The organism is Stenotrophomonas sp. ZAC14A_NAIMI4_1, assembly GCF_003086915.1.
Classification (GTDB): Bacteria; Pseudomonadota; Gammaproteobacteria; order Xanthomonadales; family Xanthomonadaceae; genus Stenotrophomonas.
Genome location: NZ_CP026002.1, coordinates 299,345 through 324,536, shown reverse-complemented (window position 1 = coordinate 324,536; position 25,192 = coordinate 299,345). Strand labels below are relative to the sequence as shown.

Below are 25,192 nucleotides of genomic sequence, written 5' to 3'. Positions count from 1 at the left end.
CACCCGCTTTGCTCAGAGGCCTGAGGCAACACGCACCGCTTCACAGGCGGCGATGAGGTCTTCCACCAGGCGCCCGCTGACATCCAGTTCGCCCTCGTACTCGGCGATGTTGCGCTGCTGGTGGCACTTGTCGAGCACGCGCCATACCTCCGGGCCCACGCCCAGCGTGTGCTTGAGCGACTGGAACACGATGTAGCGGTTGCTGGGCCGGAACCCCTGCGCACGAAGCGCGGCCAGGCTCAATGCGTGGGCGGCGTTGTAGGCCAGGTCGAAGCGGCTTTCCAGCGAAAGCGTCGCATTGCGTGCGTCACGCAACCGCGCCAGGCCCGAGCGCTGGAGGCCTTCGATCTCGCGCGGATCCGGCGGCTCGGCGCTGAGCGGTTTACCCGGCCCGACCAGGTTCTGCAATGGCGAGGTCATCCATTCCTCCAATCACCCACAGCTTGGGTTGTTCCAGTACACGCTGCAGGAAGGCATTGCCTTTGTGCAGGCGATCGTTCAATTCGTCGTGCGTGTACAGCGTCGGGTTCACCGGCCGTCCCAGGCGATCTTCCAGCGGATCGAGCACGGCCATCAGCTCAGCATAGCCCAGCGTATCGGAGACCAGCATCAGATCGATGTCGCTGTGCGCGCTGTCGGTGCGCTTGGCCACCGAGCCGAAGACGAAGGCCACGGCAATCTGGTCCTGCAGCGGCTGCAGCGCCTCGCGCAGCGGCTGTGCCAGGCCGATGGTCTTGTGCACCAGCGCCACCAGTTCGGCGTGGATCGGCGAGCCCGCAAACGCGCGATAGCGCTTCTGGTTGCCGACCTTGCGCTGCTCCACCAGGCCACTGGCGACCAGCTTGGCCACTTCGCGCTGCACGGCGCCGGAGCCGGCACCGCTGCCGCTGATCAGCTCGGAAATGCTGAAATCACGGCGGTCCTGCCCGAACAGCAGGGCCAGCACCCGTTGCTGGGTCTGGGTGAACAGCGCGTCGGCCAGCCCGATGGGGCCGGTGGACGACGATGTGGCGGCTTGGTTACCCATATTGGGCATTATTGTGCCCATATTGGGTATTTGGCAAGTGTGGGGCCTGCCCCGCCGCTCATGGCCCGGCGCTACCGGGTGCTGTTGCGCCGCTGCCAGCGCCGCAGCGCGATACTGGCGACCGCCAGCCCGCCAGCGGCAATCAGTAAAAGCAGCGCCACCGGCTGCCAGAAGAAGAACGGCCACAGCCAGAGGTAATCGAGGTCGGTCAACTTCAACACGTCCATCGGCGGCAGCAGCTCCACCGAGGCCGCTCGCCCGGCCAGCGCCGGGTCAACCTCCAGCACGGTCAGCCGCAGCCAGGAACGCCCGCGCGGCAGTGCGTCCCCACGCCCATAGCCGAAGTACGAAGCGGCGAACCTGCTGGGCCCCACCGACTCCAGCGCACGGGAAACATCCGGTCCGGGCGCAACCGAGCGTGTCTTCGCGCGGAACTCGTTGCGATCGGTCGGGGTGTCCGCGCGCAGGCGCAGCTCCGGATCGATCGACGGATCGGCGCCGTCATCGGCGTAGCGCAGGCGCAGCCGCAACGGATCGTCGATGAAACGGTAGACCGTGACCTCGGCCGTCGCGCCGGGCTGCAGCACCAGTGGCAGGGTCTGCGTGCGCGAGGCCAGGTGGTTGGCGGCCGCGCCCAGCACCAGCACGAAGCAGGCCAGCGCCCACAGGCTCCACAGCACCCACAGGGTCACCCGCGCGACCGTCTCGCCCTTCATGCCGAACTCCCGGTCATTGCGCTGCATCCGTGCTGGCGTTGGCCACAACGTAGCGCAGAACTGCACATGTCCATAGTGCCGGTGTTACGCAGCGCGTGAACCCACCCGGTACCTCGCCAGGTGGCGAGGCTGGGCATCGCACAGCTGGAAAGGAGGTCAGGCCGGCCTGACTTCCCGGCACACCAGCTCGGCCAGTTCGCGGCAGGCGAAGAACAAGCCTTCCACCACGCCCTCATCGAGGTGGCGGCGGGGCGTGGCCATGGTCTTGCAGCGGTTCGCGGCGTGCAGCATCTCCGCCGCCGTGAGGATGGCCACGGCCGCACGGTCGATCCGCGCCAGTGACTGGCGTCGGCCGTCGGACAGGTTTTCCTCCGGCCAGAGCATGCCATCGGAGCCTTCCCCATCCCGGATGCGGGTGAGGCAGCTCTGGAAGGTGCTGAGATCGGAGGTGGAGTCTTCATCGTCGTTGACGGCATCAACAACATGGAGTGGCGGGTTCTTGCGAGTGGTCATGGCGTCGGCTTCCGTGGCTGTACGTAACAGCGCCACCGCGCGGAAGCGGGGTGGCGGACGGTGCGGGTTGCAAACCGGTGCACATGCTAGGCCGGCGGGTCCGAAGACCCCCACGCACCGCCCGCCATAAAGGCCGACGGATTGCCAGCCGGCACCGTTTCAGGACGGTGCCGGCTGGCAAGCGCTTACTTCATGTGCAACGGGTTTGCATGCCCGGCCACCCTTTTTCGGTGGCGCGCCATGGTGTCTACGCCTGCACGTTCGATTCAATGAGAAAAATCCGAAAGGTCCGGCGGGAATCGAGCGTGCGGTGGGAAGTGTTGCATGCACGGGGAGCGTTGGATGCGACAGGAATAGGCGCGAATTTGCAGCTGCGCGGGCGAGAGCGACGCGCAGTGACGCAAACAACCCGCGCCAAACAATGGCGCGTGACGTTTATCGCTTACCAGAAGTTGTATGCGGGGATCGTGCGGGAAGTGCGAGTGGCGCGTGGCTTGGGGGAAATCTGACGTGGATGGCCGATTTGGAGTGCCGGAAGCGACATGCTGGTGGCTTCGCTTCTGCCAGCCATGGGCTGGCAATTTGGCGGGAGAGCTTGCCCCCCTCAAGGGCCGGGCGCCAGCAACGGTGACTGCTGGTTACAATGCAAAAACGGGTAAGTTGCAGCTCGCGCCTGTGGTGGAGCGCGGAAGGAAGCCAGATTCCAAAGAGATGAATTGTCGAAATGATCACAATACAGGCATATCCCGATGGCATCGACTGCACATGGTTGGGAATGGATCAACTTGGAACGGTTGCGGCCTTTGTTACTTCCGGCGAAGGTGAAATTCCAACAGCGCTGTTGATGCAGGCCAACGTTGATCTGCGCAATATCGAAACTCTTCTGATGGATCTTCCGGTAACGGGAGATGTCAAATTACGCGCAAATGTTGCACGGCCCGACGACTTTTTGGACATGGCCTGTCGCGGGCTTTACGTGTACGACTGGAATGGCAGTAAATACGTGCTTGTTGCAGAGCCAGAGATTGCGATTCAAATTTCCGATCTTGATGACGAATTGAAGGCCATTGCGAAACATGCAGTGTTTGATTCAATCGAGTTTCCCAAATGGGATGCCATTTCGGTTGGATCCATGATGGAAGCAGTGCAGCCTGGAATGTAGATTTCCGGAAATTTCATTGGATTGGGTCGAGTTGCGCCGTCGCAATTTGCTGGCAGCGATCCAGCACCTGGCCATGCGACGGAGACTGCTCCGGCCAAAAAAGAAGCGCCGCGACCCTCAGGGAGTCGCGGCGCTCTTTTTCAATTGCACAGCGTTACCACCACGCCGGGCATGGCCCGGCGCTACCGCCCACTCAGGCGAACGGATCCTGCAGGACCATGGTGTGGTCGCGGTCCGGGCCGGTGGAGACGATGCTGATCGGGCAACCGGCCAGCTCTTCCAGCGAACGCAGGTAGGCGCGTGCGGCCGGCGGCAGATCATCCCAGTTGGTGATGCCGTGGGTGTTCTCGCTCCAGCCCGGGAACTCCAGGTAGACCGGGGTGCAGTCTTCCCAGCCCTGCGCGTCCAGCGGCGCGTACTCGGTGCGCTTGCCGTTGTATTCGTAGGCGATGCAGACCTTCAGCTTTTCCATGCCGTCCAGCACGTCCAGCTTGGTGATGCACAGACCGCTGATGCCGTTGATGGCCACGGCGCGCTTCAGCGCGACGATGTCCATCCAGCCGCAACGACGCGGGCGGCCGGTCGAGGCACCGTACTCGGCGCCGCGGTCACGGATGCCCTGGCCGATTTCATCGTCCAGTTCGGTCGGGAACGGGCCGCCGCCGACGCGGGTCGCGTAGGCCTTGGCGATGCCCAGCACGTAGTCGATCGCATCGGCGCCGACGCCGGCACCGGCCAGCGCACCACCGACGGTGGTGTTGGAGCTGGTGACGTACGGGTAGGTGCCGTGGTCGATGTCCAGCAGTGCGCCCTGCGCGCCTTCGAACAGCACGCGCTTACCCTGCTTGCGCAGGTCGTGCAGGATGCCGGCCACGTCGGACTTCATCGGCTGCACGTACTCGCCGAAGGCCAGTGCTTCGTCGAAGGTCTTCTGGAAATCGACCGCATCAGTGTTCAGATACTTGGTCAGCACGAAGTTGTGGTAATCCAGCGCGGTGCGCAGCAGCTCTTCCAGCTGCTTGGGGTAATGCAGGTCGGCGATGCGGATGCCGCGGCGCGCCACCTTGTCTTCGTAGGCCGGGCCGATGCCGCGGCCGGTGGTGCCGATCGCCTTGCCGCCGGCAGCGCGTTCGCGCGCCTGGTCCAGGGCGATGTGGTACGGCATGATCAGCGGCGCGGCCGGGGAGATCTTCAGGCGCGAACGCACTTCGACGCCGGAGGCTTCCAGCTCGGCGATTTCCTTCTGCAGCGCGGCCGGCGAGATGACCACGCCGTTGCCGATCAGGCACAGCGCATCGTCACGCAGGATGCCCGACGGGATCAGGTGCAGGACGGTCTTCTTGCCATTGATGACCAGGGTGTGGCCGGCATTGTGGCCGCCCTGGAAGCGCACCACGGCGCCGATTTCCTCGGTGAGCAGATCGACGATCTTGCCCTTGCCTTCATCGCCCCACTGGGCACCCAACACTACGACAGACTGACCCATGACGGGCTCCTCGATTTGTTGCGGCCATCGGGGCCGCGGACGGGTAAACCGTGGCGGGGCTGGCCAGCACCTGGAAGGCGGCTCCAAACGGGGAGCGGCCGGCGATGGAAGGCCCAGACACGGAAAAAGCCGAACGGGGAGGCCCGTCCGGCTTTTGTGCATTATCCGGGTTTCCGGGGTCCGGTGCCACCTTTCCGACGGACGGCTTCACCGGCCGGTCAGGCGCCTCCCTTCCTGCGAACCGGGGTCGGAGCCGTTTCCTGCGGAAACGGATCCGACCCCGCCCTTTCAATGGCGTGCCCACCACAGCAGGCTCAGGCCGGCCAGCAGCACCAGCCCGCCGAAGCTGCGCAGGGCCGGGCTGGGCAGGTCCAGCAGGCGCTCGGCCATGCGCTTCCAGGCCAGCGGGGCCACGAACAGCAGCAGGCCTTCGAGCACGGCCACCAGGCAGACGGCCGCGAACAGATCTTTCATGTGGGGCACTCCGGAAAAAACACGGGGCCCGGCATCTGGCCGGGCCCCGTGGGATCTTGCCGAACGACTCAGCGGTCGCTCTTGAGGTACTGCAGGAACGGGTCGTTCTTGTCCAGCACGATAACGCCGTTGCCGTCGGTCATGGAGCCGCGGTAGGCCTCCAGGCTGCGATAGAACGCATAGAACGACGGGTCAGCCGAACCGGCCTTGCCGTAGATGCGGGCGGCATCGGCATCGCCTTCACCGCGCAGGCGCTGTGCATCGCGCTCGGCTTCGGCGATCAGCACGGTGCTGTCACGGTCGGCCTGGGCACGGATGGTCAGCGACTGCTCCTCGCCCTCGGCGCGCAGCTTGGCGGCTTCCTGCTTGCGCTGTGCGCGCATGCGCTCGTACACGTCATTGATCACCTGGCTGTCGGTGGGCAGGTCGACCTGCTTGATGCGCAGGTCGATCATCTGCATGCCCAGCCCGGACACTGCTTCGTTGATGTCCTTGAGCTGCGCGGCGATCAGCTCGCTGCGGTCGCCCGACACCAGCTGCTGCAGGGTGCGCGAGTTGATCTGGTTGCGCAGCGAATCGGTGATGATCGGCTGCAGGCGCGCGTTGGCCACGCGCGGGTCACCACCGGTGGCACGGAAGTAGTCGCCCACGTTGGAGATGTAGCCGACGGCGAAGAAGTCGACGCTGACGTCCTTCTGCTCGGCGGTGAAGTAACGCGCCGGCGCCGTGTCCAGCACCTGGAAGCGGCGGTCGAACACGCGCACGGTTTCCACCACCGGCACCTTGAAGTGCAGGCCCGGCTTGATGTCCGAACGCACCACCTTGCCCAGGTTCAGGACCATGGCGGTCTGGTCCTCGCGGACCACGTAGACCGAACCCAGCAGGGCCAGCAGGGCCGCCACGGCGACGGCAATCCAGATAGAACTTCTCATCGGCTGCCCTCCTCACGGCCGCTCGGACGCCCGGTCGGGCGGGTCACGGCCCGGCCCGGATCACGGGAAACTTCGGTTGCGGTACCCGGCAGCGACGGCATCACCACGTCCGGGTTCGGCACCGCGGCCGGCGCCGAGGCGCTGGGACGAGTGTCGCCGGTCATCGGCACGTAGATCAGCTGGCGACCATCGCCACCGATCACCTTGCGGTTCTCGCTCAGCACCTGCTGCACGGTTTCCAGCCACAGGCGCTTGCGGGTGACGTCCGGGGCGTCCTTGTACTGGGCCTGCAGCAGGCTGAAGCGCTGTGCGTCACCCTCGGCCTTGGACACCACGGCCTGCTTGTAGCCTTCGGCGGTGGTACGGGCACGCGAGGCCTGGCCTCGGGCTTCCGGCACGACCTTGGCGGCGTAGGCCTGGGCTTCGTTGATCAGGCGTTCCTTGACCTGCTGGGCACCGTTGACCTCGTCGAAGGCCGGCTTGACCTCCTCCGGCGGACGGGCGTCCTGCAGGGTCAGGCCGGTCACGGTCAGGCCGGTCTTGAACGCACCCAGCAGCGCCTGCAGGCGCTCCTCGGCAGCCACGGCCAGCGGGCCACGGTTGTTCAGCACCGAGTTGAGGTCGGCGCGGCCGACTTCCTCGCGCACCGCGCTCTGCGCGGACTGTTCCAGCACCTGGTCTGCATCGACGGTACCAAACAGGTACTGCTGCGGGTCATCGATGCGGTACTGCACGTTGAGCGAGACGTTCACGATGTTCTCGTCGCGGGTCAGCACCGGCACCTGGATCGAGAAGGTCTTGATCTCGGTGGCATTGACCTTGGTGACCGATTCGATCGGCCACGGCAGCTTGAAGTTCGGGCCCGGGGTCAGGATCCGCGAGAACTGGCCGAAGCGCAGCACCACGCCACGCTGCTGTTCGCCGATCAACTGGAAGCTGGAGAACAGCACCAGCAACACCGCCGCCGCCGCCACCCAACGCAGGATGCCGCCATCGAACAGGTCCTTCAGCGGCCCGGGCAGACCGCCCCAGCCACCACCATTGCCACCGCCGCGCGACCCGAACGGCCCGCGTCGATTGTCCTCGGGGCCTTGTCCGCCCTTGTTGCCGCCGGGTGTATTCCAGGCCATGCACGCTCCATCAATATGTGGGCTGCGGCGCGGGCCCTTCCCGCGGCGCCAGCCGTGAATCTTCACCGATCATACAAGATGGGGCGGACTGGCAGGTTTGAAAGGGCCCTGACCGGGTAATGTGGCGTTTTCCTCGAAGTCAGGCAGCGCCGATGGCCCCCACCACCCCGTTCACCGCCTTCCGGATCGAAAACGACGATGCCGGCTACCGCAGCGGCCTGGTCCAGCTGGGCGTGGACGACCTCAGCCCCGGCCAGGTGCTGGTCCGCGCCCACTGGTCCTCGGTCAACTACAAGGACGCCCTGGCCGGCACCGGCAAAGGGAAGATCCTGCGCCGCTTCCCGTTGGTGGGCGGCATCGACGTGGCCGGTACGGTGGTTGCCTCCAGCGACCCGGCCTGGCGCGAGGGCGATGCGGTGCTGGCGACCGGCTGCGGCCTCAGCGAAACCCGTGACGGAGGCTACAGCCAGTACGTACGGCTGGAATCGCGCGCCGTCATCGCCCAGCCGGCCGGGCTGAGCCCGCGCGAGGCGATGGTGCTGGGCACCGCCGGCTTCACCGCGGCCCTGGCCCTGCTGCGCCTGCAGGACAACCGGCAGACCCCGGGGCACGGGCCGCTGGCCGTGACCGGCGCCACCGGCGGCGTCGGCGCGCTGGCCGTGGACATCTTCAGCCGCGCCGGTTACGAGGTGCATGCGATCAGTGGCAAGCCGGAGCAGGCCGCCTTCCTGCGCGACATCGGCGCGAGCGAGGTGCTGCCGCGCGAGGCACTGGCCGATACCGCGCCCCTGCAGTCGGCCCGCTTCGGCGGCGGCCTGGACAATGCCGGCGGATCGATGCTGGCCAGCCTGCTGGCGCAGACGGTGCCCTATGGCAGCGTGGTCAGTGCCGGCCTGGCCGCGAGCGCGACGCTGGAGATGACGGTAATGCCATGCATCCTGCGTGGCGTCTCGCTGCTCGGCGTGTCCTCGGCCAGCGCGCCGCGTGATCTGCGCGAGCAGGTGTGGGCGCGCCTGGGCGGGGAATGGAAGCCGCAGCACCTGGAGCGCATCTGCACCGCGGAAGTAGGCCTGGCGGACCTGCCGGGCGTGTTCGAGCGGATGCTGGCCGGTGGTTCGCTGGGCCGCACGGTGGTGCGGATCGACTGAACGTCGCAGGCAGGCGACGGACGGCAGCTACCCTACTCCCACCAGCAATGTGCCCGCACTACACTGCGGGCATGACACGGGGAACAACATGGCACGCATTCTGATCGTCGACGATTCACCGTCGCAGCTGTTGGGGATACAGCGCATCGTCGAGAAACTCGGGCACCAGATCCTGACCGCCACCGATGGTGCGGCCGGGGTGGAGACGGCCAAGGCCGAACTGCCCGATCTGGTATTGATGGACGTGGTGATGCCGAACCTCAACGGGTTCCAGGCCACGCGCACGCTCGCCCGCGACGAGGCGACACGGCATATCCCGGTGATCCTGGTGACCACCAAGGACCAGGACACCGACCGCATGTGGGGCATGCGCCAGGGCGCGAAGGCCTACATCACCAAGCCGTTCTCGGAAGACGAGCTGTCCGAGGTGCTGGAGCGGGTGTTCGCCGGCCAGGGCTGAACCCGTTTTTGTAGCCATGCTCGACTGCTTTTGCTCGCGGCAGTCGAGCATGGCTCGACTCTACATGTAAAAGCCGCCGGGCGTGGCCCGGCGCTACCCTCAGATTGTTTCGCCGAAGGCCTTTGCCAGGTTCCGGTAGGCCTTCTTCTGCGCGTCATCGGTCGCCGCCGGCGCCACGATCTCCAGCTCAACGATCTGGTCGCCATCCGGACTGCCCGGCAGGCCTCGGCCCCGCAGGCGCAGTTTGCGGCCGGCATCGGAATCGGCCGGGATCTTCAACTCCACCGCGCCGCCCAGCGTCGGCACGCTGATGCTGGTGCCCAGCGCTGCCTGCCACGGCGTCACCGGCAACGTGTAGAGAATGTTGCGGCCATCCACTTCGAACTGCGGGTGGGCGGCATATTCCACTTCCAGCAGCAGGTTGCCACCGTGGGTGCCCTGCCCTGACAGGCGGATCACCTGGCCCGGGCGGATGCCCTTCGGTACGCGCACGTCCAGCTGCTTGCCGTTGACGGTGATGCGCAGGCTGTCACCGCTGTACGCCGCTTCCAGCGGCACCGACAGCTTGGCCCGGGTATCGCGGTTGGGCGCCTGGCCGTGGCTGCTGAAGCCCGGGCCGGGGCCCGCACCCTGCCCGCCGCGCTGGCGCGCGAACAGGCTTTCGAAGAAATCGCTGAAGCCGCCGCCGGCACCGCCGCCGCCGAACACTTCCTCGAAGTTGAAGCCGCCCGCACCGCCGTAGTTCGGCGGCACGTTGAACTCCTCGCCCGGGCGATAGCCCTGCGCGCGCAGCTGGTCATAGGCCGCGCGCTTTTCCGGATCGCGCAGCGCCTCGTAGGCCTCGTTGACCGCCTTGAACTTGTCCTCGGCGCCGGCCTCCTTGCTCACGTCCGGGTGGTACTTGCGCGCCAGCCGGCGGTAGGCAGTCTTGATCTCGGCCTCGCCCGCACTCGGTTCCACCCCCAGGGTGGCGTAGTAATCCTTGAATTCCATCCAGCTACCTCGATCTGCTTCGGCCGCGCCGGTGGCGCCGCCCCGGGCTCATTCTACGCGCCGGCATGCTACGCCGCTGCCCGTGCGGCGCCGGTGAGGCCGTTTGATCCGGCGCAATGCACCTGCCGCCGCCCTGGCCCCAGGATGGGGCGTGCACACCGGTTTTCCAATGTCTTGACGCGTTCCTCCCACCCGCCCGACTAGCCTGCCCACCAGCAAGGAGTTCCCATGACGATCCACGTTGGCGACCGCATCCCGGAAGTGACACTCAAGCGTATCCGCGAGGGCATCGAAACGCTGGACACCCAGGCGCTGTTCGAAGGACGCAAGGTCGTCCTGTTCGCCGTGCCCGGGGCCTTCACTCCCACCTGCTCGGCCCGTCACCTGCCTGGCTTCGTCGAGAGGTTCGCGGCGTTCCGCCAGCGTGGCATCGATGTGTACTGCCTGGCGGTCAACGACCCGTTCGTGATGAAGGCGTGGGCCGCCGACCAGCACGTGCCCGAGGGCCTGTTGATGCTCTCCGACGGCAACGCCGAACTGACCCGTGCGCTGGGCCTGGAGCTGGATGCCAGCGCCTCGGGCATGGGCATCCGTTCGCGCCGTTACGCCCTGTACGTCGATGACGGCGTGGTCCGCGCCGCTTGGATCGAGGAACCCGGCCAGTTCGAGGTGTCCTCGGCCGACTACGTGCTGGAGCACCTTCCCACCTGACACCCCACCGTATGAGGAACCGGCCAGCCATGTCCAACAAGCCAGCCAAAGCCACCAAGCCCGCCGCCAAGCCCGTCGCCAAGCCCAGCACCCAGGTGCCCGGCATCAGTGACCGCACGACCCTGCGCGAACGCGCGCGGCGCAACATCGAGGACGGTGCGATCACCGACAGCTACAGTGCCGACCGCAAGGTGGTGATCAAGCTGCTCAACGATGCCCTTGCCACCGAATACGTGTGCGTGCTGCGCTATTACCGGCACTACTTCATGGCCAAGGGCATGCTGGCCGATGCGGTCAAGGCCGAGTTCCTCGAACACGCGCAGCAGGAACAGGCCCATGCCGGCAAGCTGGCCGAGCGCATCGTGCAGCTCGGCGGCGAGCCGGATTTCAATCCTGACACCCTGACCGCGCGCTCGCATGCCGAGTACAAGGAAGGCAGCGACCTGCGCGACATGGTGCGCGAGAACCTGGTGGCCGAGCGCATCGCCATCGACAGCTACCGCGAGATGATCAACTTCATCGGCGACCGCGATACCACCACCAAGCGCATCCTGGAGGAAATCCTGGCGCAGGAGGAGGAACACGCCGACGAGTTTGCCGACCTGCTGGACGGGTGGATCGGGGAATGATCGGGTAGATGCCAACCTGGGTTGGCACTGCTCTGGTAGATGCCCACCTTGGTGGGCGGTTTCATGGGTGCCAACCAAGGTTGGCATCTACCAGGTCGAGGGCGGGTCCGCCCGGCGCTACCGCAGGACGGTAAACCTCACCTGCGTCCACGCGCCATCGGTCGCCAGCGCGGTCAGCGTATGCGCGCCCGGGTCGGCGAACTCGCGCTGCATCAGCTGCGCCCCCTGGGTGCGGGCGATCCAGCGGCCATCCAGCAGCCAGTCCACCGCCTGTTCACTGCCCAGCGCGCGCAGCTGCAGGCGCACGCCGTGCTGGGCGTTGGGTGCGCGCGCCAGCGCGGCGCCATCATTGAGGCCATCCACGTGCAGGGCCACGCTCGCTTCGCGGCCATCGTCGCGGCAGTCGGCGGCCAGTGGTGGCAACTGCGATGCATCGCGCGTGGCCTTGGGCAACCACGGCGACAACAGCGCCGGCCAGCGCGCGATCTCGCGTTCCACTTCCTGGTGCGGCGCACTGCAGTCGGCGGACAGCCGCTGGCCCGTGCGCGCATCGGCGATGTAGCGCTGCCGGCCCGGCTGCCAGCGCCGCGCCTCACGTTCGGGGAAGGTCGGCGGCACGCCACCGTCCAGCAGCCAGGCCGTCATGCGCCGCTGGCACAGCGTGGCCGGCAATGACCCGGCCAGTTCGCCGGTAGGCCAGCACACGTCGGCGCGGCTGACGCTGGCCGGCATCGGCGCAGCAGCGGCATCGCCGGGCTGGCGCGGCAGGCTGTCGACCACCTCGAACATCAGCGGCAACGCTGTCACCGCGCCGTACTGGCCCGGCAGCGGCGTGCCATCGGGCCGGCCCACCCACACGCCCACAGTGTAGTGGCGGGTGCTGCCGATCGCCCAGGCATCGCGGTAGCCGTAGCTGGTACCGGTCTTCCAGGCCACGCGCGGGCGTCCACCGATATCGAATGTGCCCACCCCATAGCCCGGGCGCGGGTTGGACTCGAGCATCTCGCGCACGATCCAGCTGGCCCCGGGCGAGGACAGGCGCCGCTCGATCATCGGATCGTCGTCGCTGTAGCGCACACGCCCGGCGATGCCGTTGCGGTTGAGCGCGGCGAAGGCGCCGACCAGATCCTCAAGCCGCGCACCGGTGCCGCCGAGGATGAGCGACAGGTTGGGCGAGCTGCCCGGCGGGAAGCGCAGCTGGATGCCCGCGTGCGAGAGGCGCGCGGCGAAGCGCGCCGACCCCACCCGCTGCAGCAGGTCCACCGCTGGCACGTTGAGCGACAGGCGCAGCGCGCTGGATGCACTGACGGGACCGTTGAATGCCTCGTCGAAGTTGCCCGGCCGATAGCTGCCGAAGCTCTGCGGCGCATCCACCAGCAGGCTTTCCGAATGGATCAGGCCATCGTCCAGCGCCATGGCGTACAGGAAGGGCTTGAGCGTGGAGCCGGGCGAGCGCCAGGCCTGCACCATGTCGACGTGGCCCAGGCGCTGGCGGTCACCGAAGGCCAGCGTGCCGACATACGCACGGGCCTGCAGGGTCTGGTTGTCGACTACCAGCAGCGCAGCCGAGGTGCGCTCGGGCAGCGTGGAGAAATAGCTGGCCACGCGCTCTTCCAGCGTGCGCTGCAGGTCCAGGTCGATGCTGCTCTGGATGCGCGCCTGGCCCGGGTGTGCCGAATGCAGCCGCTGCGCCAGCAGCGCCGCATGCATCGGCGGCCGCAGCGATCGCGCGACCACATTCTCGATGCGTGCATCGTCCACTTCTTCCGGCGTCCACACGCCCAGTTCGGCCATGCGCGCCAGCACCTTGTCGCGCGCTTTCTGCGCCGCTTCCGGGTGGCGGTCCGGGCGCAGCCGGCTGGGCGCCTGCGGCAGTACCGCCAGCAGCGCAGCCTCGGCGTGCGACAGTTGCGTGGCCGGCTTGCCCAGGTACGCCCAGCTGGCCGCTTCTACGCCCTCGATGGTGCCGCCGTAGGGCGCGCGTTCCAGGTACAGCGCGAGGATCTGCGCCTTGCTCAGGTGTGCTTCCAGCTGCACCGCGCGCAGCATCTGCTTGAGCTTGCCCCACGGCGTGCGCGAGTGCGGATCGAGGATGCGCGCGACCTGCATGGTGAGCGTTGAACCGCCCGACACGATGCGGCCGCCACGCAGCAGCTGGCCGCTGGCACGCAGGATCGCCAGCGGGTTGATGCCCGGGTGTTTCCAGAACCAGCGGTCTTCGTAGGTCAGCAGTGCCTGCAGGTACAACGGCGAAACGCTGTCGGCCGAGGCCGGGTAGCGCCACACGCCATCGCCATCGGCAAAGGCGCGCAGCGGGCTGCCGTCGGCGGCCACGACCAGGGTGCTGGTATCGCGCTGCCTGGGCAGCGGCGGCGGGAAAACGAAATCCAGGACCAGCAGCAGTACCAGCAGCCCTGTCGTGCCCCAGCGCAGCCAGGGCCACAGCGGTTGCAGCCGGCGGCGCAGGGCCGCCCGCCGGGTCGTCCACTCGATCTTCATTGCAGCGTGCCGGATGGGCGCGTGCCGGTGGGACGGGCCGCGCCGTCGCGGCCCGTCCGCGCGGTCACGGCTGGACCACCGTGATCGTGGTCGGGTTGCTGCGGCCCACGCCGCGCAGCTGCGGCCGGTACATGTCCTCCACCAGCGGCGGCGGCACCGAGTAGGTACCCGGGGTCACCGCACGCACCAGGTAGAAGACGTTCGCCTTGCCACCGCGCGAGAGTTTCAGCGCGGCCACGTAGCGGTCGTCGCGGAACTCCTCGTGCTTGGTATCGGCGGCCGAACTGCGGTCGCTGATGGTGATGCCATCGACCACCACGTCGGCCCACTGCTTGGCATCGCCCAGGTTGAAGTTCTCGATCTCCAGGCCGGCCGGCAACAGGTCCGTCAGCAGTGCATCGGGCATCTGCGTATCGGCACTGATGGTGATGCGCACGATCAGGGCTTCGCCTTCCTTCAGCGGTCGCGGCGTCCACGGCTTGCCATCGGTACCGAAGTAGCTGCGCTCGACACCCAGCACGCTGTTGTCCGGTGCCGGCGCGGTGCGCGGGATGCCGGCGACGTCGATGCTGGCAAACATCGGCGGCTCGCCCTGCGGGGTGAAGCGCACGCCACTGGCCAGCTCGCTGCCGGTGAAGTTGCGACCGAACAGCTTGCGCTCGCCGATGGCCTCGCTGTTGCCACCGATCACCAGTTCACCGGCCACCAGTGCCTTCTGGTTGGCGGCCAAGGCCTTGCCGAGGCGGGCGATGGCCACCTGCTCCTGGGTGCTCAGCCACATCCAGCCGGCATTGCGGCGGGCATCGAGGCCACGGCCCAGATCGACCGCACGCGCATCCCAGGCTGGCTTGGCCAGCTTGTTTTCGTGGGTCAGCGCGATCATCAGCGCGTCGTCACGGATGGCACTGCCGTAATCGCCGAAGTACGACGGGCGTTCGGTGCTGGACTTGGCAAACCCGGCGGCAATCGCCGCCTGGCCGCGCTTGGCGTCGCCCTGCAGGGACAGCGCCACGCCCAGGTGGACCAGCGACAGGCCGCCGACCGCCTTGCTGCGCTCGTTGTCGTACAGCGTGCGCAGCGTACCCAGCGGGGCACGGTTGACGCGGGCCAGCACGTAGCCGGAATACGCCTGGTTGGCGAACTTCAGCTTTTCGCGGTCATCCTGCCCGTAGAACTGGTTGCCACCGGACAGCAGGTCCTCGCTGAGGCGGTTGAGCGCCTTCTGCAGCACGTTGTCCGGCACGGCGAAACCGCCGTCCTTGGCATCGAGCAGGAACTCGGTGATGTACGGGGTCAGCCAGGGGTTCACGTAGCCATCGTCGCCCCACATGGAGAAGTTGCCGTTGGCCACCTGCATCGACGCCAGGCGACCGAACGCGCCTTCCATGCGCTCGCGCCGGGTCTTGGCGTCCAGTCCGTCGGTGCCGAGCATCGACGAAGTGGCCTGGTCCAGGATCAGCGCGGCGTAGCCCTTGCTGGTGGTCTGCTCGGCACAGCCGTAGGGATAGTTCAGCGCGCCCTGCAGGGCGCTGGCGAACGGGATCGGCGGCAGCGGGCTGACCAGCAGGCGGGCATTGACCGACTCGGCCATCAGGCCATCGGCCAGGCCGCCGTCCAGGCTGACCGCAGCCAGCGGATCGAGCGTGCGCACCTGCGAGCGGATCACCTGCGGCCACGCCGCACGCACCGGCAGCTCGTATCGGCGGTCGGCCTTGAAGCCGTTGCCATCCACGCGCACCCGTACCTTGGCCACGCTGTTGCCCTCGCGGGCCGACAACGGGAAGCTCAGCGTGGTCTTGGCATCTGCGTTGAGCTGCACGTTGCGGCTGCCCTCGCCCAGGCTCAGCGGGCCTTCGGTGTCCACCTGCACGTTGAACTGGCCGGGCTTGCCGGTGAAGTTCTGCACGTCCAGGGTGACGGTGCTGCGGTCGCCCGGGGCGAGCACGCGCGGCATGCTGGCCTCGGCCAGGATCGGCGCGCGCACGATGGTTTCCACATCGCGCTTGCCGTACTGGTCATCGCTGTAGACCAGCGCCGACACGCGCAGCGTGCCATTGAAGTCCGGCACCTTCAGGCGGATGCGCGCATTGCCCTTGGCATCAAGCTGCACCGGGCCGGAGAACAGGTCCACGGTCTGCACGCGTGCGGTCGGGCGCTTGGCCTGCGGCAGCGCCTGCAGGGCCATGTCGCCGCCGAACTTCAGCTTGCCGCTGCTGCCGTCGAAGCTCTCGATCACCCGGCTGTAGATGTCGTAGGCATCGATGCCGAGGCGACGCTGGGCGAAGAAGTGTGCGCCGGCATCGGGCACCGGGAAGCGGGTGATGTTGAGGATGCCCACGTCCACCGCCGAAACGGTGACGTGCGCGGTCTTGCCGGCCAGCTGCGGTGCGCTCACCGTCACCGGCAGGTCCTGTTCCGGGCGCATCTGCTTCGGTGCGACCAGGCCCACGGCCACGGTGCGTGCCTTGCGGTCCATGGGCACGTGCACCACGCCCACGGCGCGGGCCGGGGTGATCTTGCTGGGCGCACTGCCACCGCGGAACACCAGCGCGGTGATGTAGACGTCGTGACGCTCCCAGTCGGCGGTGACCGGGATCTTGTAGGTGGCACCCGGCTTGGCGTCGATCTCCTGCACGTACAGCATGCGGTCGGTCTCGACCATCAGCACGCCCTTGCCGGCGTGCGGCGGGGTCACCGTCACCTGCAGGGTATCGCCGGCCTTGTAGCCGGTCTTGTCCAGGCCCAGCTTGACCTTGTCCGGGCGTGCATCCAGGCCGCGGTTGTCATCGCCCCAGCTCCAGCCGGCGCGGAACGGGTAGCGGCTGGTCAGGCCGGTGGACGGATCGAACACGTCCACCCGGTACTCGCCCCACTCCACCGCGAAATCGAAGGCGACCGCACTGCTGCCGGCATCGACGGTGCGGGTGTCCTTGTTCTCGAAGCGGCGGGTGAAATCGTAGTCCCAGCGGTTGTCGTTGAAGGTCCAGTGGTAGTCGCGCAGCTCGCGCACCAGGGTCACCTTCAGGCCCTTGGCCGGCTGCGGCTTGCCGGCGGCATCCACGCGCATCAGTTCGAAGCGCGCGTTGCCGTTGGCATCGGCGCCGTCGTCCGGGTTGAACAGCGGGCGCACGCCGACCAGTGCATTGGCCGGCCACATCACCCGCTTCAGGGTGCGGGTAACGGTGCGGCCACCGGTTTCATACAGGCTGCCCGACAGCACCACGGCGATCGGGGCCTTGGCCTTGGCCGCCTCTTCCGGCAGCGCCACGTCTTCGCGCAGCTGGCCATTGGCCGGCAGCGTGGTATCGACCACATCCTTGGCTTCGCGCGGCAACTGCAGGGTCGGGTCACCAAAGAAATAGCCCGGCAGGCCTTCCACCGGCTTCTGCTCGGCGGCCACCGCCATGCGTGCGGTGAAGCGGTTGCCATCGGCCGGCGCGCCGTACAGATAGGCGCCGTTGGCCTGCAGGCGCAGGTCCTCGCCCGGCTTCAGCGTCTTCTGCGCGCTGTCCAGGTCCAGCTTCATGCGCTCGGGCAGGAACTCCTCGATGCGCAGGGTCATGCCCTGGATCGCTTCCTTGCTGGCAGGATCGGTACGGAACTCGACCTGCCAGCGCCCGGTCGGCGCCTCGGCGGGGATGGTCTGCTCGAAGTTGATGTAGCCCTGGTCACCGGGCTGCAGGCGGGTCTCGCGGAAGGTCTTGCCGTCGGGCTGCTTCAGGCGCAGGAATAGCGGCTGGACGCTTTTACCAGGCCCGCCGACCGGCTTGCCGTCGTTGTCACGCAGCAGGGCCGACAGGCGCACGGTTTCGCCCGGGCGGTACAGGTCGCGCCCGGACCAGGCGTAGACGTCGAACCAGGCGTTGTCACGGCCGGCCACGGCGAATTCGCTCAGGTCCAGCGCCGGCTGGTTGAACGGCAGGAAGCTGGTGTCCTTGCCGCTGCTGGCGACCAGCACGTGGGTGGCATCCAGGGTGTAGTTCAGCAGCGCATTGCCGTTGCCGTCGGTGCTGCCCTTGAGCACCACCTCGCCCTTGGCGTCGAGCACGCGCAGCTCGACGTTCTTCAGCGCCGCACCGTCCTTCAGTGCGGCGGTGTGGACGAACAGCTTGTCCTTGTAGGCGCGGGTATGCAGGCCGATATCGCTGACCGAGAAGAACGCGGTATCGAACTCGCCTTCGTAGTCACCGGTGCGCTTGAGCAGGGCGAAGTACAGGCCCGGCTCCTGCAGTTCCTTGATGTCCTGGGTCGGCAGGTAGGTCAGCACCCGCTCGTTCTGCTTGCCACCGAGAATGAAGCGGTTGACGTAGACCGGCTCGGCCAGCTGGTTGATCGGGCTGCGCTCGTAGTCGCTGCTCAGTTCCCAGCTGCCGCGGCGGCCGCCGCGCTGGTACTGGCTGAAGAAGGTCGGCAGGTCCTTCTCGCGCACGCGCAGGAACTCGACGTCGACCTCGGGCACGTTCACCGAGACCACCGGCAGGCCACGGCTGTCCTTGGCCGGCAGCACGCTGCCCTGCGAGGCGAAACCGGCCACCGGCTTCAGCTCACCACTGAACACCTTCTGCTTCAGTTCCTTGCCCAGGCGGCTGCCGTCGGCGGCCAGCAGGTCTTCGGAGACGACCAGGCTGTATTCCTTGCCGGCTTCAACGAAGGGGTAGCGCAGGGTCAGGCCGTCGTCGGACAGGGTCCAGCTGCTGTCGTCGTTGCCGACCTTCTCTTCGAAGCGCACCAGTTTGTCGAAGTCCTGGGTGCCGACCAGCGGGCGCGAGAACTCCAGCGCCAGCGACAGGCCCTCACTCTTCTGGTCCGGATAGGCGCGCAGCAGGGTGAAGTCCTTCACCTGCTCGGCCTTGGTGGCGATGGCTTCGCCGCTGGCCTTGGGCAGCTGCCCGTTGTCATTGCGACAGCCGGCCAGACCCAGCAACAGGCCTCCTGCCAGTACAGCCGCCGCCCAACCCCACCGCTTCCGCCGTGCCGGACCGCTCATGTCGTCACTCCTTGATCGAGGCGGACATTATAGGCGCGCCGCGTCAAGGTGTTGACGCCCCGGCGGTCGGAAACCCGGTCCCGACCGGAACCCGGTAGCCGCCAACCTTGGTTGGCGCTCGCCATGCCAACCAAGGTTGGCATCTACCAGAGCGGCGTCACCCCGGCAGGTACAGGTCCACGTAGTCCGTCACCGGCATCGCGGCCAGCGCCACCGGGTCCAGCGAGGCCGCCAGGATGCGCTGCTGCTGGGCGGTCGGGAACCGGTGCGCGAGGTGCCGGCGGAACTTGTCCATCAGCAGCGGGATGCCCTCCTGCCGGCGCCGCGCGTGGCCGAGCGGGTACTCCACCAGTACCTCCGGCAGTTCGTTACCATCGGTGAAGCGCACGCTCAGTCCGTTGGCGATGCTGCGCTTGCCGGGGTCCAGATAGTCCGCGCTGAGCTGCGGGTCTTCCCGGCAGGTCATCTTCGCCCGCAGCGCGTCGATGCGCGGATCAGCCGCCATGTCGTCCTCGTAATCCTCGGCCACCAGCCGCCCGTGCAGCAGCGCGATGGCCACCATGTACTGCACGCAGTGATCGCGGTCGGCCGGGTTATGCAGCGGCCCCTGCTTGTCGATGATGCGGATGCAGGCTTCCTGGGTGCGGATGTCGATGTGCGCGATGTCCTCGACCCGCCGCCCCGCTGCACGCAGCTGCTGGTGCAGCGTGATCGCCGCCTCCACGGCCGTCTGGCCGTGGAACTCGGCCGGGTAGCTGATCTTGAACAGCACGTTCTCCATCACATAGCTGCCCAGCGGTCGCCCCAGCGTCAGTGCCTGGCCGTGCATGGATACCGCCTCGAAACCCCAGACCGGTGCGCTGAGCGCGCTGGGGTAACCCATCTCGCCACTGGCCGCCATCAGCGCCAGGCGCACGCCACGGCTGGTGGCATCGCCGGCGGCCCAGCTTTTGCGCGAGCCGGTGTTGGGCGCATGCCGGTAGGTGCGCAGCGCCTGGCCGTCGACCCAGGCCAGCGACAGCGCATTGAGCATGCGCTCACGGTCCAGCCCGAGCAGGTGCGCGACCACTGCCGTGGTGGCCACCTTGACCAGCACCACATGGTCCAGCCCGACCCGGTTGAAGGAGTTCTGCAGCGCCAGCACGCCCTGGATCTCGTGCGCCTTGATCATCGCCTGCAGCACGACCTGCACGGTCGGCGGTGGCCGCCGCAGGGCCAGTGCGTTGCGCCCCAGCCAGTCGCAGACGGCGAGGATGCCGCCGAGGTTGTCCGAAGGATGGCCCCATTCGGCTGCCAGCCAGGTGTCGTTGAAATCGAGCCAGCGCACCATCGCGCCGATGTTGAAGGCCGCCTGCACCGGGTCCAGTTCGTAGTGCGTGCCCGGCACCCGCGCACCGTTGACCACATGGATGCCCGGCACCAGGGGGCCCAGCAGCTTGCTGCAGGCCGGGAAGGACAGCGCTTCCAGGCCACAACCCAGGGTGTCGAGCAGGCAGTGGTGCGCGGTCTGGAACGCGACGGGCGAGTCGATGCGGGCGTCGCGTACGTAATCGACGATGTCCACCAGCAGCGCATCCCACGCTGCACGCTCGTTGGAGGGGGTGTGGCTGTTGGACAGCGTCGATCTCCTCGTTGCGGTGCACGGTTGCCCGTGCACCATGCCAACCTTGGTTGGCGTTTACCGGGGCATTACTCGGCCGGTACCCGCACGCGGCCTTCCATCAACACGCGGGCACTGCGGCTCATGATGGCCTTGGTCACCGTCCACTGGCCGTCAACGCGCCCGGCCTGCGCACCCACGCGCAGCGTGCCGGACGGATGGCCGAAGGTTACTGCCTCGCGTTCGCCGCCACCGGCCGCGCGATTGACCAGCGTGCCCGGAATGGCCGCCGCGGTACCGATGGCCACCGCAGCGGTACCCATCATCGCGTGGTGCAGCTTGCCCATCGACAGCGCCCGTGCGTGCAGGTCGATGGCCGACGCCGGAATGGCCTTGCCACTGGACGACACGTAGTCCTGCGCCGGCGCAACGAACGCCACCTTCGGCGTGTGCTGGCGGGTGGCCGCATCCTCCAGCTTCGAGATCAGCCCCATGCGCAGCGCGCCGTGGGCGCGGATGGTCTCGAACTTCTGCAGCGCCGCCTTGTCCTCGTTGATGGCCGGCTGCAGCTCGGTGCCGGTGTAGCCCAGGTCGGCCGCATTGAGGAAGATGGTCGGGATGCCTGCGGTGATCATGGTCACTTCGAAGCTGCCCACGCCCGGTACGTCCAGGGTGTCGACCAGGTTGCCGGTGGGGAACATCGCACCGGCATCGCCATCGTCGGACGGATCGATGAACTCCAGCTGGATCTCGGCGGCCGGGAAGGTCACGCCGTCCAGCTCGAAATCACCGGTCTCCTGCACTTCGCCGTCGCGCATCGGCACGTGGGCGATGATGGTCTTGCCGATGTTGGCCTGCCAGATACGCACGGTGCAGAGGCCATCGCGCGGCACCCGGGCCGGATCCACCAGGCCGTTGGCAATCGCGAACGGGCCGACGGCGGTGCTGAGGTTGCCGCAGTTGCCGCTCCAGTCGACGAAGGCGGTATCGATCGACACCTGGCCGTACAGATAATCCACGTCGTGGTCGGGCACCGAGGCGGTGGAAATGATCACGCACTTGCTGGTGCTGGAGGTAGCGCCGCCCATGCCGTCGGTGTGCTTGCCATACGGATCGGGCGAGCCGATCACGCGCATCAGCAGTGCATCACGCGCGGCGCCCGGCACCTGCGCGGCTTCGGGCAGGTCCTGCCGGCGGAAGAACACGCCTTTGCTGGTGCCACCGCGCATGTAGGTGGCGGGAATACGGAGTTGGGGAAGGAAGGTCATGGAATTCTCGATTATGTGAGGAACACACGCATTACGCTGGTTGCACCTGCTGCCGACGGCGATCCGCGGCTGATGTCCCTTGCTGCCAACGGAACAGATACAGGATGGCCAGTTTGGTACTTCCACTCACCACGGCCAGCAGCAGCAACGGCCATCCCATCCGGAGGCCCATGGCGAAGGCAAATACGATCGTGGACAGGTCCATCAGCAGGATCAGTTGACTCATCCGCAGCGACACGGCACCGGTGTGGCCATTGCGCAGGATCAGCAGGATCTGGTGCGCGTAGCCCTGCGCCAGCAAGACAGTGATGACCACGATCATCGCGCTGGCCACTACCCTGCCCTCATCCACATGCCGGTCACCCCAGGCCAGGCCGGCCAGTGCGCAGAGCAACAGCAGGGCGGCTGTCAGCACGCTGGTCGTGGCGGAGCGACTCCGTCGGTCGCGCCAGATCTCCACCAGGATGACCATGACCAGCACCGACGCGAGCAAGCGCGGCCAGACAATGAAGTGATTGAACGGCGTGATGCTGTAGCCATAGACGAAGAAGGACAGGTAGGCCAGGAAACTGACCGTGAACTGGTTCAGCGAAAGCACCGCAGTGGCGCTGTCAGCCGCGCCCGCTCGCTCCCGGCGGCGGCGCACCAGCCGCAACTGCGCGCCCACACCCAACAGGCTCAGCAGGATGAAGGCGGTGTTGACCGTGCCTGCGATGTTGTAGAACGCCGTTCCCATGCAGATGGGGCTACGCCCCTCTCCTCCGTGACTACCGCCATGCGGGCCGGAGCCAGCATGGCGGCTACTCGACACAAGGCAGCTGCCTGCTGCCTTACGCCACCTTGGCCCCTTCCAGGAAGTCCTGGGCGAAGCGCTGCAGCACGCCGCCCGCCTCGTAGATCGCCACTTCCTCGTCGCTGTCCAGGCGGCAGGTAACCGGCACGATCACGTCCTGGCCGTCGCGGCGGTGGATGACCAGGGTCAGCTCGGCGCGCGGGGTGCGCTCACCGACCACGTCGAAGGTCTCGGTGCCGTCGATGCCCAGGGTCAGGCGGGTGGTGCCCGGCTTGAACTCCAGCGGCAGCACGCCCATGCCGATCAGGTTGGTGCGGTGGATGCGTTCAAAGCCTTCGGCCACGATCGCTTCCACGCCGGCCAGGCGCACGCCCTTGGCGGCCCAGTCGCGCGAGCTGCCCTGGCCGTAATCAGCGCCGGCGATGATGATCAGCGGCTGCTTGCGGTCCATGTAGGTTTCGATCGCTTCCCACATGCGCATCACCTTGCCTTCCGGCTCCACGCGCGCCAGCGAGCCCTGCTTCACGCTGCCGTCGTCGTTGCGCACCATCTCGTTGAACAGCTTCGGATTGGCGAACGTGGCGCGCTGCGCGGTCAGGTGGTCGCCGCGGTGGGTGGCGTAGGAATTGAAGTCTTCTTCCGGCAGGCCCATCTTCGCCAGGTATTCGCCGGCGGCGCTGGAGGCCATGATCGCGTTGGACGGCGACAGGTGGTCGGTGGTGATGTTGTCCGGCAGCACCGCCAGCGCGCGCATGCCGGCCAGCGTACGCTCACCGGCCAGTGCACCCTCCCAGTACGGCGGGCGGCGGATGTAGGTGCTCTGCGGGCGCCAGTCGTACAGCGGGCTGACCGCGGCGCCATGCTCCACGCGCACGTTGAACATCGGGTTGTAGACCTTGCGGAACTGCTCGGGCTTCACCGAAGCCTTCACCACCGCGTCGATCTCGGCGTCGCTCGGCCAGATGTCCTTCAGGCGCACCGCGTTGCCGTCGGCATCCACGCCCAGCACGTCCTTTTCGATATCGAAGCGGACGGTGCCGGCGATGGCATAGGCGATGACCAGCGGCGGCGAGGCCAGGAAGGCCTGCTTCGCGTACGGATGGATGCGGCCATCGAAGTTGCGGTTGCCCGACAGCACGGCCGTGGCGTACAGGTCACGGTCGATGATTTCCTGCTGGATCTTCGGGTCCAGCGCGCCGCTCATGCCGTTGCAGGTGGTGCAGGCGAAGGCGACGATGCCGAAGCCGAGCTGCTCCAGGTCCGGCAGCAGGCCGGATTCTTCCAGGTACAGCTGCACGGCCTTGGAGCCCGGCGCCAGCGAGGACTTCACCCACGGCTTGCGCTGCAGGCCACGCGCGTTGGCGTTGCGCGCCAGCAGTGCGGCGGCGATCACGTTGCGTGGGTTGGAGGTGTTGGTGCAGCTGGTGATGGCGGCGATGATCACCGCGCCATCGGGCATCAGGCCCTGCGCCTGCTCGGCCTTGCCCGCTTCCAGCTTGGCTTCGTCGGCAATGCCGCGCTCGGCCAGCTCGGCGGTGGCAACGCGCTTGTGCGGGTTGGACGGGCCGGCCATGTTGCGCACCACGCTGGACAGGTCGAAGCGCAGCACGCGCTCGTACTGCGCGGTGGCCAGGTCATCGGCCCACAGGCCGGTGGTGCGCGCGTAGTTCTCCACCAGCGCGACCTGCGATTCCTCGCGGCCGGTCAGGCGCAGGTAATCGATGGTCTGCCCGTCGATGTAGAACATCGCGGCAGTGGCGCCGTATTCGGGGCACATATTGGAGATGGTGGCGCGGTCACCGATGGTCAGCGCCGCCGCACCCTCGCCGAAGAATTCAAGCCATGCGCCGACCACGCGTTCCTTGCGCAGGAACTCGGTCAGCGCCAGCACCACGTCGGTAGCGGTGATGCCCGGCTGCGGGCGGCCGCTCAGTTCGACACCCACGGTATCGGGCAGGCGCATCCACGACGCGCGGCCCAGCATCACGTTCTCTGCTTCCAGGCCGCCAACACCAATGGCGATCACGCCCAGCGCATCCACGTGCGGGGTGTGGCTGTCGGTGCCCACGCAGGTATCGGGGAAGGCCACGCCGTCCTGCACGTAGACCACCGGCGACATCTTCTCCAGGTTGATCTGGTGCATGATGCCGTTGCCCGGCGGGATCACGTCGACGTTCTCGAACGCCAGCTTGGTCCAGTCGATGAAGTGGAAACGGTCTTCGTTGCGGCGATCCTCGATGGCGCGGTTCTTCTCGAACGCCTGCGGATCGAAACCACCGCACTCCACCGCCAGCGAGTGATCGACGATCAGCTGCACCGGCACCACCGGGTTGACCTTGGCCGGGTCGCCGCCCTTGTCGGCGATCGCATCGCGCAGGCCGGCAAGATCCACCAGCGCGGTCTGGCCGAGGATGTCATGGCACACCACGCGTGCCGGGAACCACGGGAAATCGAGGTCGCGACGGCGCTCGATCAGCTGCGTCAGCGAATCGCTGAGCGAGGCCGGGTCGCAGCGGCGCACCAGGTTCTCGGCCAGCACGCGCGAGGTGTACGGCAGGGTGGCGTAGGCGCCCGGCTGGATCGCATCGACGGCGGCGCGCGCATCGAAATAATCCAGCGTGCTGCCGGGGAGGTTCTTGCGGTAATCGGTATTCATGGGCTGGC

At 67.3% G+C, this 25,192-nt stretch carries 20 protein-coding genes; 5 read left to right on the top strand and 15 right to left on the bottom strand.

The window, feature by feature from the left end; genetic code table 11:
* Window positions 1-12 precede the first annotated feature (12 nt).
* The 4 genes from C1926_RS01370 to C1926_RS01355 all read right to left on the bottom strand — a co-directional run bounded on the left by C1926_RS01370 (window position 13) and on the right by C1926_RS01355 (window position 2,256).
* Window positions 13-420, bottom strand: coding sequence for a hypothetical protein (locus C1926_RS01370; protein WP_108758026.1), 408 nt, complete (start codon window positions 418-420; stop codon window positions 13-15).
* On the bottom strand, window positions 383-1,027 hold the full coding sequence (locus tag C1926_RS01365; RefSeq protein ID WP_108758025.1) for a MarR family transcriptional regulator: 645 nt from the start codon (window positions 1,025-1,027) through the stop codon (window positions 383-385). Before C1926_RS01365 ends, C1926_RS01370 begins: the two co-directional genes overlap by 38 nt.
* Before the next feature lie 71 nt (window positions 1,028-1,098).
* Window positions 1,099-1,743, bottom strand: coding sequence for a hypothetical protein (locus tag C1926_RS01360; protein WP_108760603.1), 645 nt, complete (start codon window positions 1,741-1,743; stop codon window positions 1,099-1,101).
* Window positions 1,744-1,899: 156 nt separating this feature from the next.
* Window positions 1,900-2,256 carry a hypothetical protein gene (locus tag C1926_RS01355; protein WP_108758024.1) on the bottom strand — a complete coding sequence of 119 codons (357 nt, stop codon included), beginning with the start codon at window positions 2,254-2,256 and terminating at the stop codon, window positions 1,900-1,902.
* A 724-nt stretch (window positions 2,257-2,980) separates the two neighbouring features.
* On the opposite strand from C1926_RS01355, the gene C1926_RS01350 reads away from it, so the two are divergent.
* Window positions 2,981-3,418 (top strand): hypothetical protein, encoded by a 438-nt coding sequence (locus C1926_RS01350; RefSeq protein WP_108758023.1) that lies wholly within the window; start codon window positions 2,981-2,983, stop codon window positions 3,416-3,418.
* Window positions 3,419-3,611: 193 nt separating this feature from the next.
* Here the strand turns inward: C1926_RS01350 and C1926_RS01345 are convergent, their stop codons facing one another.
* The 4 genes from C1926_RS01345 to hflK all read right to left on the bottom strand — a co-directional run bounded on the left by C1926_RS01345 (window position 3,612) and on the right by hflK (window position 7,440).
* On the bottom strand, window positions 3,612-4,904 hold the full coding sequence (locus C1926_RS01345; protein ID WP_108758022.1) for an adenylosuccinate synthase: 1,293 nt from the start codon (window positions 4,902-4,904) through the stop codon (window positions 3,612-3,614).
* Between the two features lie 288 nt (window positions 4,905-5,192).
* Window positions 5,193-5,378: a DUF2065 family protein gene (locus C1926_RS01340; protein ID WP_079222788.1), complete on the bottom strand. Its 186-nt coding sequence runs from the start codon at window positions 5,376-5,378 to the stop codon at window positions 5,193-5,195.
* Window positions 5,379-5,446: 68 nt separating this feature from the next.
* Window positions 5,447-6,310 (bottom strand): protease modulator HflC, encoded by an 864-nt coding sequence (locus tag C1926_RS01335; RefSeq protein WP_108758021.1) that lies wholly within the window; start codon window positions 6,308-6,310, stop codon window positions 5,447-5,449.
* Window positions 6,307-7,440 carry an FtsH protease activity modulator HflK gene (hflK, locus tag C1926_RS01330; RefSeq protein ID WP_108758020.1) on the bottom strand — a complete coding sequence of 378 codons (1,134 nt, stop codon included), beginning with the start codon at window positions 7,438-7,440 and terminating at the stop codon, window positions 6,307-6,309. Before hflK ends, C1926_RS01335 begins: the two co-directional genes overlap by 4 nt.
* A 152-nt stretch (window positions 7,441-7,592) precedes the next feature.
* Here hflK and C1926_RS01325 point away from each other — a divergent pair, with 152 nt between their 5' ends.
* The gene (locus tag C1926_RS01325; protein ID WP_108758019.1) at window positions 7,593-8,588 is read left to right on the top strand and encodes a YhdH/YhfP family quinone oxidoreductase; all 996 of its coding nucleotides are present in this window, start codon (window positions 7,593-7,595) and stop codon (window positions 8,586-8,588) included.
* An 88-nt stretch (window positions 8,589-8,676) separates the two neighbouring features.
* Window positions 8,677-9,048 carry a twitching motility response regulator PilH gene (pilH, locus tag C1926_RS01320; protein WP_005410644.1) on the top strand — a complete coding sequence of 124 codons (372 nt, stop codon included), beginning with the start codon at window positions 8,677-8,679 and terminating at the stop codon, window positions 9,046-9,048.
* 99 nt (window positions 9,049-9,147) lie between these two features.
* On the opposite strand, the gene C1926_RS01315 is transcribed toward pilH, so the two are convergent.
* The gene (locus C1926_RS01315; RefSeq protein WP_108758018.1) at window positions 9,148-10,041 is read right to left on the bottom strand and encodes a DnaJ C-terminal domain-containing protein; all 894 of its coding nucleotides are present in this window, start codon (window positions 10,039-10,041) and stop codon (window positions 9,148-9,150) included.
* 228 nt (window positions 10,042-10,269) lie between these two features.
* On the opposite strand from C1926_RS01315, the gene C1926_RS01310 reads away from it, so the two are divergent.
* Both C1926_RS01310 and C1926_RS01305 read left to right on the top strand, forming a co-directional pair.
* Window positions 10,270-10,752, top strand: a complete 483-nt coding sequence (locus C1926_RS01310) for a peroxiredoxin (RefSeq protein WP_079222793.1) — start codon at window positions 10,270-10,272, stop codon at window positions 10,750-10,752.
* Window positions 10,753-10,781: 29 nt separating this feature from the next.
* Complete coding sequence (locus C1926_RS01305; protein WP_108758017.1) at window positions 10,782-11,381, top strand: ferritin-like domain-containing protein; 600 nt, start codon at window positions 10,782-10,784, stop codon at window positions 11,379-11,381.
* A 117-nt stretch (window positions 11,382-11,498) separates the two neighbouring features.
* Here C1926_RS01305 and pbpC read toward each other — a convergent pair whose 3' ends face one another.
* The 6 genes from pbpC to acnD form a co-directional block, all read right to left on the bottom strand.
* The gene (gene pbpC, locus C1926_RS01300) at window positions 11,499-13,880 is read right to left on the bottom strand and encodes a penicillin-binding protein 1C (protein WP_108758016.1); all 2,382 of its coding nucleotides are present in this window, start codon (window positions 13,878-13,880) and stop codon (window positions 11,499-11,501) included.
* Between the two features lie 64 nt (window positions 13,881-13,944).
* Window positions 13,945-18,867: an alpha-2-macroglobulin gene (locus C1926_RS01295; RefSeq protein WP_108758015.1), complete on the bottom strand. Its 4,923-nt coding sequence runs from the start codon at window positions 18,865-18,867 to the stop codon at window positions 13,945-13,947.
* A gap of 157 nt (window positions 18,868-19,024) precedes the next feature.
* Entirely contained in the window at window positions 19,025-20,485 is a 1,461-nt protein-coding gene (locus C1926_RS01290) for a bifunctional 2-methylcitrate dehydratase/aconitate hydratase (RefSeq protein WP_108760602.1), read from the bottom strand.
* Between the two features lie 71 nt (window positions 20,486-20,556).
* A complete protein-coding gene (gene prpF / locus C1926_RS01285) occupies window positions 20,557-21,735 on the bottom strand; it encodes a 2-methylaconitate cis-trans isomerase PrpF (RefSeq protein WP_108758014.1) in 1,179 nt (392 codons plus the stop codon).
* A gap of 31 nt (window positions 21,736-21,766) precedes the next feature.
* A complete protein-coding gene (locus C1926_RS01280; protein WP_108758013.1) occupies window positions 21,767-22,471 on the bottom strand; it encodes a hypothetical protein in 705 nt (234 codons plus the stop codon).
* A 94-nt stretch (window positions 22,472-22,565) separates the two neighbouring features.
* Complete coding sequence (acnD, locus tag C1926_RS01275) at window positions 22,566-25,184, bottom strand: Fe/S-dependent 2-methylisocitrate dehydratase AcnD (RefSeq protein ID WP_108758012.1); 2,619 nt, start codon at window positions 25,182-25,184, stop codon at window positions 22,566-22,568.
* Window positions 25,185-25,192: the final 8 nt, after the last annotated feature.